We start from the raw sequence: 15767 nt of genomic DNA, 5'->3' as shown, positions 1-15767 counted from the left end.
CCATCAATTCTCATTAATTGTCCTATTTAAGAGCTTTCACTTGTTTTAATATTTTTGATCTTGAATTTTCGTATTTATGTAAGTTATTCTGCACAGAGTAGCATTCTGGTAAATAATTGTTTCTGGTTATAAGTGGATAGTAAATAGTTTTGCATTAAAATAATAATAATGGGATTATATAATCTTGATTTATATCAGTGTAGTGATTGGTAGGGATCACTCAACCTATAGTTTAAAGAATTAGGATTAGGGAATGTCTGTAGAAAAGGATTGCCAGAAAAGGAATAATTAGTAAATATATTATTACATTGATGATTATGACCATTAAAATAGTTAATAAAAAAATAAGCGGATTTTGAACTCTTTTTTTAAATAAATCTTTTTATAAATAAATAAATGGAGAATAAAGAATGATTCATTCTCCGGTAGGGGTTAATCAACAATTCCTTCGGTAACCACCTTGAACACAGCTTCCCCTTCAGGTAGGTGTGGGCTGTCCACTAAACGGGCAATACGTTTGCCTGCAAGTCCCTTTTTGAGCCATATCCTGTACGTTGAGGCGTGTCCCAGTACGTGTCCTCCAATAGCCTTGGTGGGGCTTCCGAAGAATGCATCTGGACGGGCCTGCACTTGGTTGGTTACAAAGACTGCCACGTTGTAGGTGTTTGCTATGTTCTGCAGGGTGTGCAGGTGCTGGTTCAGTTTCTGTTGTCGGGTGGCTAGGGACTCTCTTCCCACGTATTCTGCACGGAAATGAGAAGTAAGGGAATCAACAATTACCAGACGAATATTCACACCTTTTTGTATGAGTTCGTTGACCTTATCAGCCATGAGTATTTGGTGGCTGGAGTTAAATGCCCGGGCAATGTGTATTTTGCCTAGAACTTCATCTACATCTAAAGTGAAACCTTCTGCTATTTGTTTTATCCTTTCTGGCCTGAAAGTATTTTCAGTGTCAATAAAAACACATTCTCCACATAATCCTCCTTTTTCTGGGGGCAATTGCACAGTAACTGCAATTTCATGGGATATTTGGCTTTTACCTGATCCGAATTCTCCGAAAACCTCGGTTATTGCCTGTGTTTCTATTCCTCCACCAATCAACTCATCTAAACCGGTGCTTCCTGTGATTATATGGCCCACATCTTTTCTGCGTTCCATTACATCCAGGGCTGTTTCAAAGTCAATCTGTTCTGCTTTACGAGCAGCTTCAATGACTTTTTCTGCAACGCCCTCACCAATTTCGGCTTTAACACTGAGTTCTTTGGCAGTTGCTGTGGCCAGCCGCATCATATCTGCAAAACCAGCATCTCTTAATTTCTGCGCGGTTTTTTCTCCCACGTTGGGTAAATCTTCCAGTTCCACCATCTTAATCTCCTTTTTGAACTTGTTTAATTAGTTTAAATACTTTTTACAAACCGGGATGTTCTTGAATGGATTAAAAGTTAATTTATACTTTTTATTTTTCCATTACAGATACTTAAAGTTTAACATCAACCATTTTCCTGGCGTTTAAACGCACTTCCTCGTTATATTCATCGAAACTTGCATCAGCGATCACTGTAATCTGCCGACCCACCAGATCTCCCACTTTCTCTTCCAGGGATCCTTCATCTCCAGTGGTGGCAATGATCTCTTCGGCTTCGGCAGTGGTCATACCCAGAACTTCTTCTGCTGCCTTACGGAAGAAGGTGATACTTATGGTACCGGTATCATCCTCCAGCATGAGGCTGATGATCATTAACATATTTGGTTTTTTGATTTCTTCACCACAGATATCGCAGATGTAAGCATTATCCACCCAGTTAACTCTTTTGTTACAGTTGGGGCACATTTCAAACAGTATCTTGCTACCTCGAATGTCTACTACTTCTCCACTTACTTTTATACTCTGGTCCCCTTCCTCAATATCCCCAATATTCTTGGAGGGATATAATTTTCCTTCTATTTCATCCAAACTGGGAACCGATGCCTCATCTTCTTCTGGTTTGGTTATAATGGTAGTTCTGCCTACACTGAGCTCTATATTATTATTTCTAAGGTTAACACGCGGATTCTCAATTTTTACTGCTTCACCTTCTTTAAATGAGGTGTTTGCCTGATCATCCCAGAGTGAAACTCGAACCACTCCACTGTCATCGGCAATTTCCATTGAGCGAACTATACCTGTACTGCCATCACTTTTAGTGAACTGAGTGGGTTCTGCCACACTTAAAACCCTGCCGAAGAGGCTCACATCCCGGTCGCCTTCAACCAACTCATGAATCTTCTTAGTCTGGTAGATCATTGATTCAACATCTTTTAGTGATGGTAAATCTTTTATCTCCTCTTCTGTGGGTTCAATTAGTCTGGAAGTTTTGCCAACGCTGAGATCCACCTGATAATCACCAAGACGGGTGCGTGCGTTTTCAATTTTAATTGCATCTCCTTCTTTCATCGGGTATTCTGCTTTATTATCCCACAGGGAGACTCGCACCATTCCAGTATCGTCGGCAATTTCTGCAGTTCTAACCATACCTGAGGTACCATCATCTCGCTGGAATTCGTTAGGTTCATACAGATTAACCACGCGTCCAACAATATCTACTTCTTCCCCATCCTCTTCTATACTATTTAAATCGTTGATTTTCAGGGGTTTGATGTATTTGCCAACTTCATTCAGGGTATCTTTCATTTTTTGGTCTATTGGGGGGTTATTGATGAGTTTGGTGTTCCAGTTGGTGTTAACCCTGTAATTGGTACCTGAATAATCGTCGAATTCAATGTTACCTCCTATGATTTTCAGGATGTCTCCCTTTTTAGTCTCGATTTCGGTGTCTTCATTCCATAGTGTAAGGCGAATAACACCAGTGTCATCCTGTAATTCCATGGATTTCACTTTTCCAGTGGTGCCATCGTCTCTTTCGAAGGTTATGGTGTCATAAACTTTGTTAACCAGGCCCACCAGGGTCACATTCCTCATTTCATGGGCGTCTCCGATTTTTAGAATGTCTTCATGGTATTCTGGAACGTCAAATTTTCCCTTTACTATCCTCCCAATCCAGGAATGGCTTAGGGATACTTCTCCATTGCGAACTCTGCTTTGAGCTCCCAGCACCTTGATGGCATCGCCTTCTTTCAGTTCCAGATCATCAATTAGATTGGTGTCTTTGTTCCAAAGGGTGAACTGCATAGTGCCACTATCATCCTGCAGTTCCAGTGAGGCTACTTTACCATCACGGCCGTTCCTATCAAATGACCTTACCCTGGGAATTCTAATGACACGTGCAATCACATTTACTTCCATATCTCCCTTGATATCATTTAAAGGAGTTATTTTATCATTATATGGTGGTAAATTTGGATAATCAGTCGAGTTTAGCTTTTCCAGGGAGGATTGTATGTTTAGGTGGGCTTCATCATCACGGAATCCCTGTTTTATTTCCACATCATTGATTTGAACTACATCGCCCTCCTGGAATTTATCCAGTAATTTGATATTTTCAGTCCAAAAAACAACTCTTATTCGCCCAGTGTCGTCGGCAATGATTAAATTTGCTAATTTTCCTTCTTTACCTCTTTTACTGGTGAATTTTTTAACATTGGATATGCTCATTACTCGTCCCAGTAGATTTATGTGTTGTTTGCCAGTTTCTAACTCTTCTATCTTCCAAAAATCTTTTATTTCTTCTGTGGGCTCATTTTTTTCGGTGATATAATCTCCTACTACCATATGAGCTATACTAATATCGTCGATAAAGCTTACGTCTGCGTTTTCCTTTTTATATTCTTCCATCTTTTTCAAGAAGTCTTCATATGAGATTTTATCCTGAATCTTCTCATATTCGTCCTTTATCTCTTGGCTCATTTCCCTCATTTTATTCCCTCACCAATATCTCTCTTGGGTCCTATTATTAAATCATCTATTCTATTCAATATACTGGTTAGTATTACATAATATTTATATCTTATTACTATCTCGCTTACTCCTGTCCACTTGTTCCCTATATAGAATATATATGATGTGATTAGTCCGAGCTTTTGAGAAGTAATATGTCTATGGTTGTGTTTTTCATTATTTATTTAGATGGAAATTGTTGAATAGATGGTGAACTGCTAAAAATCTTTGAGCATATGGAATATTATATATAATAGTTAGTTAGATAAAACTATATAATTGGTGGAGTGAAAACCATGAATCAGGAGCTTGAACTGGTAGAATCAATGGATAAACTAAGCGATTTAATGAGAAAATTCCAAACACAACTTCGAACCGGAGATCTAAAAGAATACACCCTACGACAACTGTACTACATAGAACTTATCGACAAAAACCAGGGAATAAGTGTTTCCGAACTATCCAAAAAACTGGATGTGAAAAAATCAACGGTTTCAGTGGCCATCAACCAGTTAATCGATCTGGGAATTGTGATCAAAATTCAATCCAATGCAGATAAACGTTTTTACTCTCTGCAGTTAACACCTAAAGGCAATCAAATAATGGAAATGCACAAACAGGTTCATAAAAACACAATAAATAAAATTTCAAAGATTTTAAACCCTGAAGAGGTTGAAATTTTTGTAAAAATTGTAAACAAAATAACCATTTCTGAATTAGGGTTTTCAAAATAAGATCAAAATCCCTGATTCCCAATTGAAGTATTCAATTCCCAAATTGAAATTACCGATTTAAAATTACAGATGAAATATAGTTGCAAGGTAAATAATTCATAAATTACATTTAAAATGGAGGAAAGCACATGTCAATGACCATGGCAGAAAAAATACTGGCAAAATCAGCAGGATTAAAAGAAACAGAGGCAGGAAATATTGTTATGGCCAATATAGATGTGGCCATGACCCATGATCTAACTGGACCTTTATCTGTGGAATCCTTCCAGAAAATAGGAGTGGAAAAAGTATGGGACCCTGAAAAGATCGTGGTTCTTTTCGACCACCAGGTACCAGCAGATTCCCTGGAAGCAGCCCAAAACCATATATTCATGAGGGAATTCGTGGATAAACAGGGAATAAACAATTTCTACGATGTTAAGGAAGGAGTTTGCCACCAGGTGCTTCCTGAAAAAGGACATGTAATTCCTGGGGAAGTGGTTGTAGGAACCGACTCTCATACTTGCACTCATGGGGCATTGGGTGCATTTGCTACTGGAATCGGATCAACAGACATGGCAATGGTATTTGCCACAGGAAAACTCTGGTTCAAGGTCCCAGAAACCATAAAATTCGAAATAGAAGGCAAACTAGGTAGGCATGTTTACTCCAAGGATGTGGTTTTAAACATAATTGGACAAATAGGGGCGGATGGTGCAACTTACCAGGCCTGTGAATTTGGAGGAGAAACAACCAGTAACATGTCGGTATCCCAGCGAATGGCACTGTGTAACATGGCCATAGAAATGGGGGGTAAAACTGGAATGGTGGAAGTGGATGAGAAAACCATCCAGTACCTGAAAGGACGCACTAACAAACCTTACCAGGCTTTCAAAACCGATGAAGATGCAGATTCCCTCACTACAATGTACGTGAATGTAAATGACCTGGAACCACAGATAGCCTGCCCCCACCATGTGGACAATGCAAAACCAGTGACTGAAGTGGAAGGAACACCAATAGACCAGGTATTTCTGGGGTCCTGTACCAACGGACGCCTGGATGATTTGCAGGTGGCAGCAGAAATCCTGAAAGGAAAACAAATATCTTCTGATGTCCGGATGCTGGTAATACCGGCCTCACGCGAAATATACAGGCAAGCACTGGATCAGGGCCTGATGAACATATTTGTGGATGCCGGTGCCCTGGTATGCAACCCCTGTTGTGGGCCCTGCCTGGGTGGTCACGTAGGACTCCTGGGACCAGGAGAAGTAAGCCTCTCCACATCCAACCGGAACTTCAAAGGAAGACAAGGAAGCCCTGAAGCAGAAGTCTACCTCAGCTCCGCCGCAGTAGCTGCAGCATCAGCAATCAAGGGAGAAATAACAGATCCAAGATAAAACATCTAAAGATGATTTAATTGTTATTAGAAGTTTTGATCTAATTAAAGATCTTAAACAAGGTATTAATCATTATACGATATTTAAAGGTGGTAATTATGGAAAAAGTACTTAAAGGAAAGGTTTGGAAGTTCCCGGATGACGTGGACACTGATATAATAGTTCCTGGCAGATACCTGGTGTTAACGGGGGAAAAAGAACTCGCATCATGCGTTATGGAAGGATACGACCCTGAATTCTCACAAAAAGTAGGAAAAGGTGACATAATTGTTGCTGGGAAAAACTTTGGCTGCGGATCATCACGTGAACACGCACCAATCGCCATAAAAGGAGCAGGAATATCTGCAGTGGTAGCAGAATCCTTTGCCAGAATATTCTACAGAAACTCCACAAACATTGGATTACTCCTTATAGAAGCCAAAGGTATTTCTCGAAACATCGAAGAAGGAGATGAAATCCAGATAGACATTGATAAAGGTGTTTTAAAGGATTTAACAAATTCCAAAGAGTTCCAGATAACAGCGCTCCCTGATTTCATGATGGGGATCATGAACGAAGGAGGACTAATCAGTTACCTGAGGAACCATCTTGCCGAGATAAAGGATTAGTAAAATAAATGATTATTAAAGATTTTAATTGGAAAACTCGGATGAATTAAGGGTGAATATTAAAAAAGATTTGGATAAAAAATTTAGGTGTTTATATGTATAAAATAGCAGTTATACCCGGAGACGGAATTGGAAAAGAGGTTATGGAAGCAACGCTCCATGTCCTGGAAGCAGTTGATGTTGAATTTGATTACACATTCGCCGATGCTGGAGATGAGTACATGGAAAAAACAGGGGTGGCATTACCTCAAGAAACCGTGGAAATAGTCAAAGCATCTCAAGCATGTCTGTTCGGGGCTGCAGGGGAATCAGCAGCTGATGTGATCGTTAAACTGCGCCAGGAACTGGAACTGTACGCTAACATCCGACCGGCAAAATCATATCCTGGTACAAAATGTCTTTTCGATAATGTGGATTTTGTCATAGTCCGTGAAAACACAGAAGGCTTATACATTGGCCTGGAAGAGGAAAGTGAGGAAGGGGCAACTGCTCTTCGAGTTACCACCCGAAAAGCCGCCGAGAGGATATGTAAGTATGCCTTTGAATATGCTAAAAAAACAGGTAGGAAGAAGGTAACCGCAGTACACAAGGCAAACGTCCTCAAAAAAACTGATGGGCTTTTCAGGGAGACATTCTACCAAGTAGCCAAGGATTATCCAGATATGGAACTGGATGATCGTTACGTGGATGCCACTGCCATGTTCTTCATCACCCGACCAGAAATGTTCGATGTAATAGTAACCACCAACCTCTTTGGAGACATCCTGTCTGATGAAGCGGCAGGGCTGGCAGGAGGTTTGGGATTGGCCCCTTCAGCAAACGTTGGAGAAAAAATTGGATTGTTTGAACCAGTGCATGGTTCAGCACCAGATCATGCAGGTAAAGGAACTGCAAACCCATCTGCCATGATTTTATCTGCAGTGTTAATGCTGGATTACTTGGAAGAAAACGATGCAGCCCGAAAACTTGAAAATGCCCTGGTAGAAGTCCTGGCAGAAGGTAAAGCAGTAACCGGAGATCTGGGTGGTAATGCATCCACCATGGAAATGGCTGTAGAGGTCAGAAAGAAACTGGAAGAATAGAAAAATCAGTAAAACAATCAGTCAATGTAGGCAACCATATTCCATGCCTACTTTATATATTCTTTTTATTTTCTCATTTATATTCCCATTTTTTAATTCTTAGTTTTAACCCATTTTTTTATTTATTTTTTATACAAATTATTTCTTAAATTTTTATATACTAATTTAAACCATATTGATAATTAGATTTAAAGTAAATTTTAAGGCATATTATGAAAACAACCGATGTTCGAAGGGATATTCCCTTACTGGAAGATGTCATATATCTGGATGCTGCCAGTACCACCCCCACACCCAGACCAGTGGTGGATGCCATGTGTGATTATTTCTACAATTACAATGCCAACACGGGTCGAGGTGCTTACCAAATGGCAATCCGGGCCACTGAGAAAATGGATCAAGCACGGAAAAAGATTGCAGGATTTGTGAATGCTTATCCTGATGAGATTATTTTCACTAAAAACACCACAGAATCCATAAACATGGTTGCACGTGGTCTTGAATTTGAGGAAGGGGATAACATTGTTGTCCCTAACATTGAACACCACTCCAACATGGTGCCCTGGCTTAATCTGCGCAGTAAAGGCGTGGAATTAAGGGTGGTAAGTGCAGATGAAAACGGAGTGATTGATCCAGATTCAGTTGAAAGGGCAGTGGATGAAAACACTCGACTAATAAGTATCACCCACATCTCCAATTCCATAGGTTCAGTACAACCAGTGGAGGCAATCGCCCAGATAGCCAGTGAAACTGGAGCACTGTACCTTGTTGATGCTGCCCAGTCTGCAGGGCATATGGGAGTTGATGTGAAAAAGTTAGGGGCTGATTTTGTTGCTTTCCCGGGACATAAAGGATTTTTAGGTCCAGTTGGAACTGGGTTCCTGTACTGTGCCCGGAATGTGCAGGAAAAATTACAACCCCTTAACCTGGGCGGTGGAACAGTTGACCAGGTCACTGAAGATAATTTTGAACTCACTGGAGCCCCTTATTGCTTTGAAGGTGGCACTCAAAACATTGCAGGGTTTATTGGTCTGGGTGCGGCCCTGGACTACTTGATGAGAATTGGAATGTCCAATGTGGAGAGACACAGCCGAGAACTGACCAGGTTCATGTACTGTGAGATTCATGATCTGGAGAAGGTCACAGTTTACGGCAGTCCAGAAAATATTTATGGTATTGTTTCCTTCAATATAGATAATATAAACCCCCACGACCTGGCCAAGATACTGGACGAGAGTAGATCCATATGTGTCCGGAGTGGTTTTCACTGTGCAATACCATCAATGAAACATATAGGGGCTTATGAGGTGGGTGGAACCGTCAGGGCATCCATACATTACTACAATACTCGGGAAGAAATAGAAATATTGGCTGAGACTCTCAAAGAGGTTTCTAAATTCCTGGGATAATCAAGATTAAAGGAGACAAAAGAAATGACCAGACCTCAGTGGATAGCCATTTTTATAATAATAATCATGAGTACCAGCTCAATAGCTGCTATCATAGCTTATATATAAGTTTAAACGTGTAACCAGATTTATACATGTTATTGATAGTTGTTAAAATACGGTAAAATGAATAATAACTGAAATGATTATGTAAAAAGTTTGAATTTAATCAACATCATCAAAAGTTTAGGGAGGCATTAAACATGGTAAAAGTAAGAATAGGTGCAGTAGTTGCAGAATTTAATTATGACATCACTCACATGATGTTAGAACTAGCTAAAGAACACGCTAAATTTTTAGAATCAGAAATAACAGAGGTAATAACTGTTCCTGGTGTTTTTGACATGCCTTTAGCTATAAAAAAGCTTTTAGAGCAGGATGATATCGATGCCGTGGTTACGTTAGGGGCGGTTATTGAAGGTGCCACTTCCCATGATGAAATCGTAGTCCAGCACGCCTCCCGTAAAATCGCAGACCTGGCCTTAGAATACGATAAACCAGTGGGGTTAGGAATCACCGGGCCTGGCATGACACGTCTTGAAGCTCATCAGAGGATAGATTATGCCAAACGTGCCGTTGAAGCCGTAGTAAAAATGACTGAACGGCTCAAATAGTTGGATTAATAGACCTATCCAATTATTTTATTATTTTTTTAGAATAAGCCTAAATCATAAAAATAAACTAATTCACAGTACATTGTCATAATCAGATTTTTTTTGGAGGAATTTTATGGAAATACTCACCCCACAAGACTTAAAGGATAAATTCCAGGACCCATGGGTTGCACCCTACCAGAAAGTTCTCACCATGGTAGATGAGGACCTGGTGGAAATTGTGGAATACCACCCCTGCATCAGCGGATCACAGTGGATGATCTACCAGTACCAGCACAGCAGTGATATAGTTCTAAACGCTAAAAGAGATGGTAATAAACACACATTTCTGGTGAAAACTGGTAAATCTAATTTAAGCCTTAAACCCAGTTTACATGCTGCGGGGATTGAAGAAGTCTGTGTTGAAGAAGATGAAGTTAAAGTGGTTCATGCTGGACTGGCTGGTGCCGGTGTGGGGGCAGCTATGTGCCGGGGAATGGCTGAAGGAGTCAAACGAGTAGAACTTCAGGATATTGGGGGTGGATCCAAGGTGGGAAGGGCTACTGTAGTCACACCCATAATGGAAAAAGTGGTTATTGGTATTGATGATACTGACACCAAAGATGAAGGTGCTACTTGGACCTTAGCTCATAACGTAGGTGCAGAACTTGCTAAACAGGGATATGAGTATTTGGATCACATCACGGTTCAACTTTACCCCCATAACCCCAATAAAACCCAGAATTGTGTGGGCATTGCCTTAGTATTCGCAGTAAAACCTGGTGAAAAAGATGAACTGGTTCAAAAAGTAGTGAAACTACTTAAAAAAGATACATTATCTGATAAAACTGCAATTGCAGTTCTTAAAGGCATAAATATCCCAGAAACTCTCCGTTCATACTCAGAGGCTGCTAAAAAATCCATGCTAACTGTGGATGAAGCTGAAAAAGTGGCTGAAGGTGTGGGAGTGGAACTGGTGGAAGTCACAGGTTCTCAGGGTAAAATTGGTGCATTAGCTGCTTTGGGGATGTACAATGATATTGAAGAGGCAGTAAAGGTTTATTACTGATTTTTTCATGCCTTATTTTTACATAGATACGTTAATTATATCTTGATCTTCTATTTTTTTTGAATTTTTCTTTATCTGTTTTTACTGGATAATTTAGTATTATAATTCCAAAATTTAATAATTCAGTTAAATAATTAATTCAGTAAAAATCCTGTTAAAAAAAGTTTAAGAGTTTAAAAATGAATTAGGGAATAATCAACTGCTGGGGAAGTTGAAGTAGAACATTATTCCCTTATCGGAGGTGGGGAACTCTGCGCCGGATTTGGCATCTCCAGCAATTTCCATCTTCACCACATTATTCCCTTTAGTCACCAGAAACGTTTTTTGGGTACTGTTATTATCCACGCGGATAGTTTCATAAAGATAACCATTCACATAAATCCTATAGGTCCCATCTTTAAGTATTCCTGTGGTTGTGCCTATTTTCTGATTGTTCAGATACAGATTGATAACTTTAGCATCACTTACCGTGTTTTTAAGCACAAGACCCTGGGTAACAGTCAAATTGGACGTGTTCAGTGGAATTGCTTTCTCGGCGTAAAGATCCTTAAAGTAATTACGCAGATCCGTATCTCTGATAACATCCCTTACATTAAGTCCCAGTGTGGTTCGGGCATTATATGGGATCCGTATTATACTATCTTCACCAGGAATGGTCTGATTCAGACTATAACTCTGCCCCCCAATGATAATGGTGTCTCCATACCCCAGTTCCAATGTATTTAAGGCATCCTGTGGTATTCTAATGGTTGTGAATTCATTTTCCAGAGCGCTATCCACAGTATAGGGTCCTCTTATATCAATGGTCTGGTTTTCCACGGGTTGTTTCCAGAATATAACATTCCTGGCTGCAGGTTCAATGGATATTTTACCCTCATCCACGTGCACCGAGCCCAGCATGGTAAAGAGCACCGCGAACATAATGAGGGCGGATACAATCAGGGGCGAATGCATGTAAAAAAATGATTTAAGATTCCTGGACTTACCATCAGGCCTTAAAATAGTTTTAATTGATGCCCTGATGATCTTAATGATATAGTAAGCGGCAATTATAATTCCAGTTATGATTATACCTGTTCCAAGGTACAGGGCCAAGTATGAAGGGCGGATTCGGATGAAGAACACAAAGAAAAATCCTAATGTTATCAGTGAAAGGCCTAAAACAGCCATCCTGATGGATCTTCCCAGGGTGTCGATCATGGTTATTCTACCGTAGCTGTTGGCTCGATCCACAATGGTACGCACCACTTCAGTGGCCACAATGTTCAGTTCGTATAGGGAAGACATTGAATGGCTTATGTTACCAATATCCACCTCTTTAACCCGTGCGCCCATTACATCGGCGTCCAGTACAATTCCCACATCCACACCGTAATCATCTTCCAGCTGGATGTTGCTCAGGAATGATCTTTTAGCGGCAAACTGACCACTCAGGGGTTGTTCAAACCTGATTTCAGGGAAGAAAAAGCTTAAAAGAGGTTTGGCTGTTAACTCTGTAACTCGGCCGGCTTCTCTTTTAAATTTGGTCTTGGTAACATCGGCTTCACCATTGAGGATGGGCTGGATCATCTTGTCCACCTGTTTAGGGGCTAATTTCTGGAGATCAGCATCAATAAATGCTACTATATCACCTTTAGAGTTTTTAAACCCGGTTTTTATTGCAGCACCTTTTCCTCGATTCTTGGTATGGCTTATAACTGTGGCTCCTGCTTCTTTTGCTACTTGTTCAGTGGCATCCAGAGAACCATCGTTAACCACGATGATCTCGTCAACATAATTAAGTGCTTTAACAGTTTTAATAACGCTATCAACGGTTTTTTCCTCGTTATAAGCGGGTAATATGACCGAAACGGTCATTGGTTTTTTTGAACTCCTGGGTTTCACCGAAGCGATGAACAGGACAAATAATAGAATAATCCAATACACTTATATTACACCTCTATTCCTATACCTTCTATTACCTAAACTAACTTATAAGATTATATAAGGTTTCTCCTTTTATTAGGTCAATTTAACTAAAACTTTTATTATCAGTTTATACATATTATTATGTACATAAGGGTCTCATTGATACCTAATTGTATACGATACTAAAAAGTGAGGTTTATAATGGAACCAAAGGTTATGATTATACTGGGTAGTGCTTCAGATTTTAAAATTGCCGAAAAAGCAACTGCAATTCTGGAAAAACTGGGAATATACTATGATCTCAGGGTGGCATCAGCGCACCGTACCCATGAAAAAGTAAAAAATATTGTTTTAACAGCAACAAAAAGTGGAGTGGAAGTTTTTATAGGAATAGCTGGGCTCTCTGCTCATCTCCCTGGCATAATGGCAGGTATTACTCATAAACCTGTTATTGGAGTCCCAGTGGATGTTAAAGTGGCCGGGCTTGATGCTCTTTTTGCCTCAGTTCAGATGCCATTGGGGGCGCCAGTGGCAACTGTGGGTATTGATCGGGGTGATAATGCTGCTATACTGGCTGCTCAAATAATAGGTATTGGAAATGCCGATGTTCGGGAACGGTTATCCTCTTTCCGCAAAGATTTTTATTCAAAGATAGCCGGAGATGAGGAAAAGCTTTTTCTCCAGATGAAGGGGAAATATTATTCTAAAATCAACCCTACTCCTGATCAGGAAGAAGTAAAAGTAGTTAATGGAAATCTGGAGGGTACAAAAAATAAGATCACAACCCATCCAGGTAAAGTTAGAGATAGGAATATCCTTCCTCAGGTGGCAGTGATATCTGGAAGTTACAGTGACATAAAAGTGGCTAAAAAGACCACTATGTTCCTTGATAAACTTAACATAACTTATGACTCGGCAGTTGTTTCACCAGTCCGGTCTCCTGATAAATTTGAGAATTTCCTCAAAAGAAATAAAGATGCCCAGATTTTCATTGCCATATCTGGCCTTTCAGCCCATGTAACCGGGGCAGTGGTAGCTTACACTGAAAAACCAGTAATAGGGGTGCCATGTGCCATTAAAATGGGGGGTATGGATGCTCTTTTATCGATGGTGAACATGCCGCCTGGAGTTCCAGTAGCCACCATGGGTGTGGATGCAGGGGGTAATGCGGCCCTGCTTGCTGCTGAAATGTTGGGTATAGGTGATTCATTGATAAAAAGAGATTTGCTTAGATTTAAAGGTAATATTAACTGTAAAAGATGACGAGCTACTTTTTTTAAACTCAATAAATTTACTTTTTTTTAAAATGAAATTCAGGAATATTTCAACAGGTTACTATTTCCCTTAAAAGGTCATTATTTCCAATAAACGTCATAATTCGCTTAAAAGGTTATTATTTACCATTTTTATTCAAAATAATTATAATTATAATTATAATTTAATTGTTAAATAAATTTAATTTGCAGTTATCAAAGTCTAATTCAGATTTTTACTTCCTTCATGTATTTTTACACAAATCAGGTGCAATCGAATGAATATCACTAACTGCCATATATCCATAAAATATATTCCAAATTAGCTCCAATATATTCATAAGATTAACTAACGATTTACTGTGAATTTATGAAACAAAAGAAAAACCAAAGGGGAAATGAGAGTTGTTCCACAAGCAAACTTTCGTGCCCTGCAAATTATATTTGGGGAGGAATACTCCTAATATTTTTGGTTCTGTTTATTATTACTACTATCAAATGAATCAGTTGGTGGAATCATGAAAGAATTCTTAAAAACTCTTGAAAAAGACTTTAACACCCTTAGAATTGGGGAAGAGGTTTCAGTTAACCTTGAAGCTGCTGAATTTCTGAAAAAAAATCCAAAAGACACCATCATCATGGAAAATATCCATGAATCAAATATGAAGGTCGTATCGGGTATATGTAATACTCGTGAAAAGATTGCCAGAGCTCTAAACACAGATGTAGCAGGGATTACTCAGAGAATAATGGGAGCAATTAACAATCCTATGCCAATCAGTGATTGTCAAAGTGTGCAAGATATTTTCAGTGTTTCTAAACCAGCTGATCTTTCTGAAATTCCAATATTAACTTATTATTCTCGGGATGGTGGGCCTTACATCACTTCTGGGGTGATAATTGCCAAGGATCCTGAAACTGACGTTCGTAACGCTTCCATACACCGTATGCTCGTTCTGGGTAAAGACAGGCTAACTGCCAGGATCGTACCCAGACATCTTTACACTTATCATCAAAGGGCAGAAGCACTTGATGAACCTTTAGAGGTGGCTATTGCCATTGGAATGCATCCTGCCACCCTTTTAGCCACAACAACCTCTGTACCCATAACTGTGGATGAACTGGAAGTGGCCAACAATTTCCATCAGGGGGAAATGAAGCTTATAAAATGTGAAACCGTGGATCTGGAAGTTCCTGAATGTGAAATTCTCTTAGAGGGAAAGATGTTGCCTCATGAAAGAGCCGAAGAAGGACCATTTGTGGACCTGACTGATACCTATGATGTGGTGCGAATGGAACCGGTGATTGAACTAGACCGGATGCATTACCGGCACGATTCAATGTACCATGCCATAATGCCAGCTGGCTTCGAGCATAAACTCCTTCAGGGTCTTCCACAGGAGCCAAGGATTTTCAACGCAGTTCAGAACACTGTACCTACTGTGAAAAACGTGGCCCTCACTGAAGGAGGTTGTTGCTGGCTGCACGCGGCTATATCAATTCAGAAACAGACTCAGGGTGATGGGAAAAATGTTATAATGGCTGCACTGGCAGCTCACCCCTCACTTAAACACTGTGTGGTGGTTGACGAGGATGTTAACATCTTCAATGCTGAAGATATTGAGTACGCCATTGCTACTCGAGTAAAAGGTGATGAAGACATATTAATCGTTCCTGGAGCTCGGGGATCATCCCTGGACCCTTGTGCTAAACCGGATGGAACAACCACCAAGATGGGAGTGGATGCCACCAAACCACTGGACAAGCTTGAGAAATTTGAGAGGGTTAGTTTCTCTAATTAGGTTTTCAATACCTA

Annotated in this window: 12 protein-coding genes; 9 read left to right on the top strand and 3 right to left on the bottom strand. The window is 40.0% G+C overall.

All coding sequences use genetic code 11. The annotated features are described in order from the left end of the window. Positions 1–432 precede the first annotated feature (432 nt). Positions 433–1368, bottom strand: a complete 936-nt coding sequence (gene radA, locus A994_RS01070; protein WP_004029399.1) for a DNA repair and recombination protein RadA — start codon at positions 1366–1368, stop codon at positions 433–435. Positions 1369–1480: 112 nt separating this feature from the next. Next, entirely contained in the window at positions 1481–3856 is a 2376-nt protein-coding gene (locus A994_RS01065; RefSeq protein WP_004029398.1) for an OB-fold nucleic acid binding domain-containing protein, read from the bottom strand. Positions 3857–4173: 317 nt separating this feature from the next. Here A994_RS01065 and A994_RS01060 point away from each other — a divergent pair, with 317 nt between their 5' ends. From A994_RS01060 to mmp11, 7 genes are all read left to right on the top strand, one after another. Then, a complete protein-coding gene (locus A994_RS01060; protein WP_004029397.1) occupies positions 4174–4611 on the top strand; it encodes a MarR family winged helix-turn-helix transcriptional regulator in 438 nt (145 codons plus the stop codon). A gap of 128 nt (positions 4612–4739) precedes the next feature. Further along, on the top strand, positions 4740–5990 hold the full coding sequence (gene hacA, locus A994_RS01055) for a homoaconitase large subunit (RefSeq protein ID WP_004029396.1): 1251 nt from the start codon (positions 4740–4742) through the stop codon (positions 5988–5990). Positions 5991–6088: 98 nt separating this feature from the next. Beyond that, positions 6089–6598, top strand: a complete 510-nt coding sequence (locus A994_RS01050) for a 3-isopropylmalate dehydratase small subunit (RefSeq protein WP_004029395.1) — start codon at positions 6089–6091, stop codon at positions 6596–6598. Positions 6599–6693: 95 nt separating this feature from the next. Continuing rightward, positions 6694–7680, top strand: a complete 987-nt coding sequence (locus tag A994_RS01045; RefSeq protein WP_004029394.1) for an isocitrate/isopropylmalate family dehydrogenase — start codon at positions 6694–6696, stop codon at positions 7678–7680. A 212-nt stretch (positions 7681–7892) separates the two neighbouring features. After that, a complete protein-coding gene (locus tag A994_RS01040) occupies positions 7893–9089 on the top strand; it encodes an aminotransferase class V-fold PLP-dependent enzyme (RefSeq protein ID WP_004029393.1) in 1197 nt (398 codons plus the stop codon). A gap of 242 nt (positions 9090–9331) precedes the next feature. Next, on the top strand, positions 9332–9742 hold the full coding sequence (ribH, locus tag A994_RS01035) for a 6,7-dimethyl-8-ribityllumazine synthase (RefSeq protein ID WP_004029392.1): 411 nt from the start codon (positions 9332–9334) through the stop codon (positions 9740–9742). Positions 9743–9857: 115 nt separating this feature from the next. After that, positions 9858–10790, top strand: coding sequence for a methanogenesis marker protein 11 (mmp11, locus tag A994_RS01030; RefSeq protein ID WP_004029391.1), 933 nt, complete (start codon positions 9858–9860; stop codon positions 10788–10790). Positions 10791–10985: 195 nt separating this feature from the next. Here mmp11 and A994_RS01025 read toward each other — a convergent pair whose 3' ends face one another. Next, a complete protein-coding gene (locus A994_RS01025) occupies positions 10986–12716 on the bottom strand; it encodes a glycosyltransferase (RefSeq protein WP_048203987.1) in 1731 nt (576 codons plus the stop codon). A gap of 183 nt (positions 12717–12899) precedes the next feature. On the opposite strand from A994_RS01025, the gene purE reads away from it, so the two are divergent. Then, a complete protein-coding gene (purE, locus tag A994_RS01020; protein WP_004029389.1) occupies positions 12900–13961 on the top strand; it encodes a 5-(carboxyamino)imidazole ribonucleotide mutase in 1062 nt (353 codons plus the stop codon). A gap of 508 nt (positions 13962–14469) precedes the next feature. Next, entirely contained in the window at positions 14470–15753 is a 1284-nt protein-coding gene (locus tag A994_RS01015; protein WP_004029388.1) for a UbiD family decarboxylase, read from the top strand. Positions 15754–15767: the final 14 nt, after the last annotated feature.

The sequence above is a fragment of the Methanobacterium formicicum DSM 3637 genome (assembly GCF_000302455.1).
Classification (GTDB): Archaea; Methanobacteriota; Methanobacteria; order Methanobacteriales; family Methanobacteriaceae; genus Methanobacterium; species Methanobacterium formicicum_A.
The sequence above is the reverse complement of the archived record's forward strand: the minus strand, read 5'-3'. Positions and strand labels throughout refer to the sequence as shown.

Excerpts from the sequence above, each read along its gene's own strand:
- radA (WP_004029399.1), bottom strand. The coding sequence starts at position 1,368 with ATGGTGGAACTGGAAGATTTACCCAACGTGGGAGAAAAAACCGCGCAG.
- A994_RS01065 (WP_004029398.1), bottom strand. The coding sequence starts at position 3,856 with ATGAGGGAAATGAGCCAAGAGATAAAGGACGAATATGAGAAGATTCAG.
- A994_RS01060 (WP_004029397.1), top strand. The coding sequence starts at position 4,174 with ATGAATCAGGAGCTTGAACTGGTAGAATCAATGGATAAACTAAGCGAT.
- hacA (WP_004029396.1), top strand. The coding sequence starts at position 4,740 with ATGTCAATGACCATGGCAGAAAAAATACTGGCAAAATCAGCAGGATTA.
- A994_RS01050 (WP_004029395.1), top strand. The coding sequence starts at position 6,089 with ATGGAAAAAGTACTTAAAGGAAAGGTTTGGAAGTTCCCGGATGACGTG.
- A994_RS01045 (WP_004029394.1), top strand. The coding sequence starts at position 6,694 with ATGTATAAAATAGCAGTTATACCCGGAGACGGAATTGGAAAAGAGGTT.
- A994_RS01040 (WP_004029393.1), top strand. The coding sequence starts at position 7,893 with ATGAAAACAACCGATGTTCGAAGGGATATTCCCTTACTGGAAGATGTC.
- ribH (WP_004029392.1), top strand. The coding sequence starts at position 9,332 with ATGGTAAAAGTAAGAATAGGTGCAGTAGTTGCAGAATTTAATTATGAC.
- mmp11 (WP_004029391.1), top strand. The coding sequence starts at position 9,858 with ATGGAAATACTCACCCCACAAGACTTAAAGGATAAATTCCAGGACCCA.
- purE (WP_004029389.1), top strand. The coding sequence starts at position 12,900 with ATGGAACCAAAGGTTATGATTATACTGGGTAGTGCTTCAGATTTTAAA.
- A994_RS01015 (WP_004029388.1), top strand. The coding sequence starts at position 14,470 with ATGAAAGAATTCTTAAAAACTCTTGAAAAAGACTTTAACACCCTTAGA.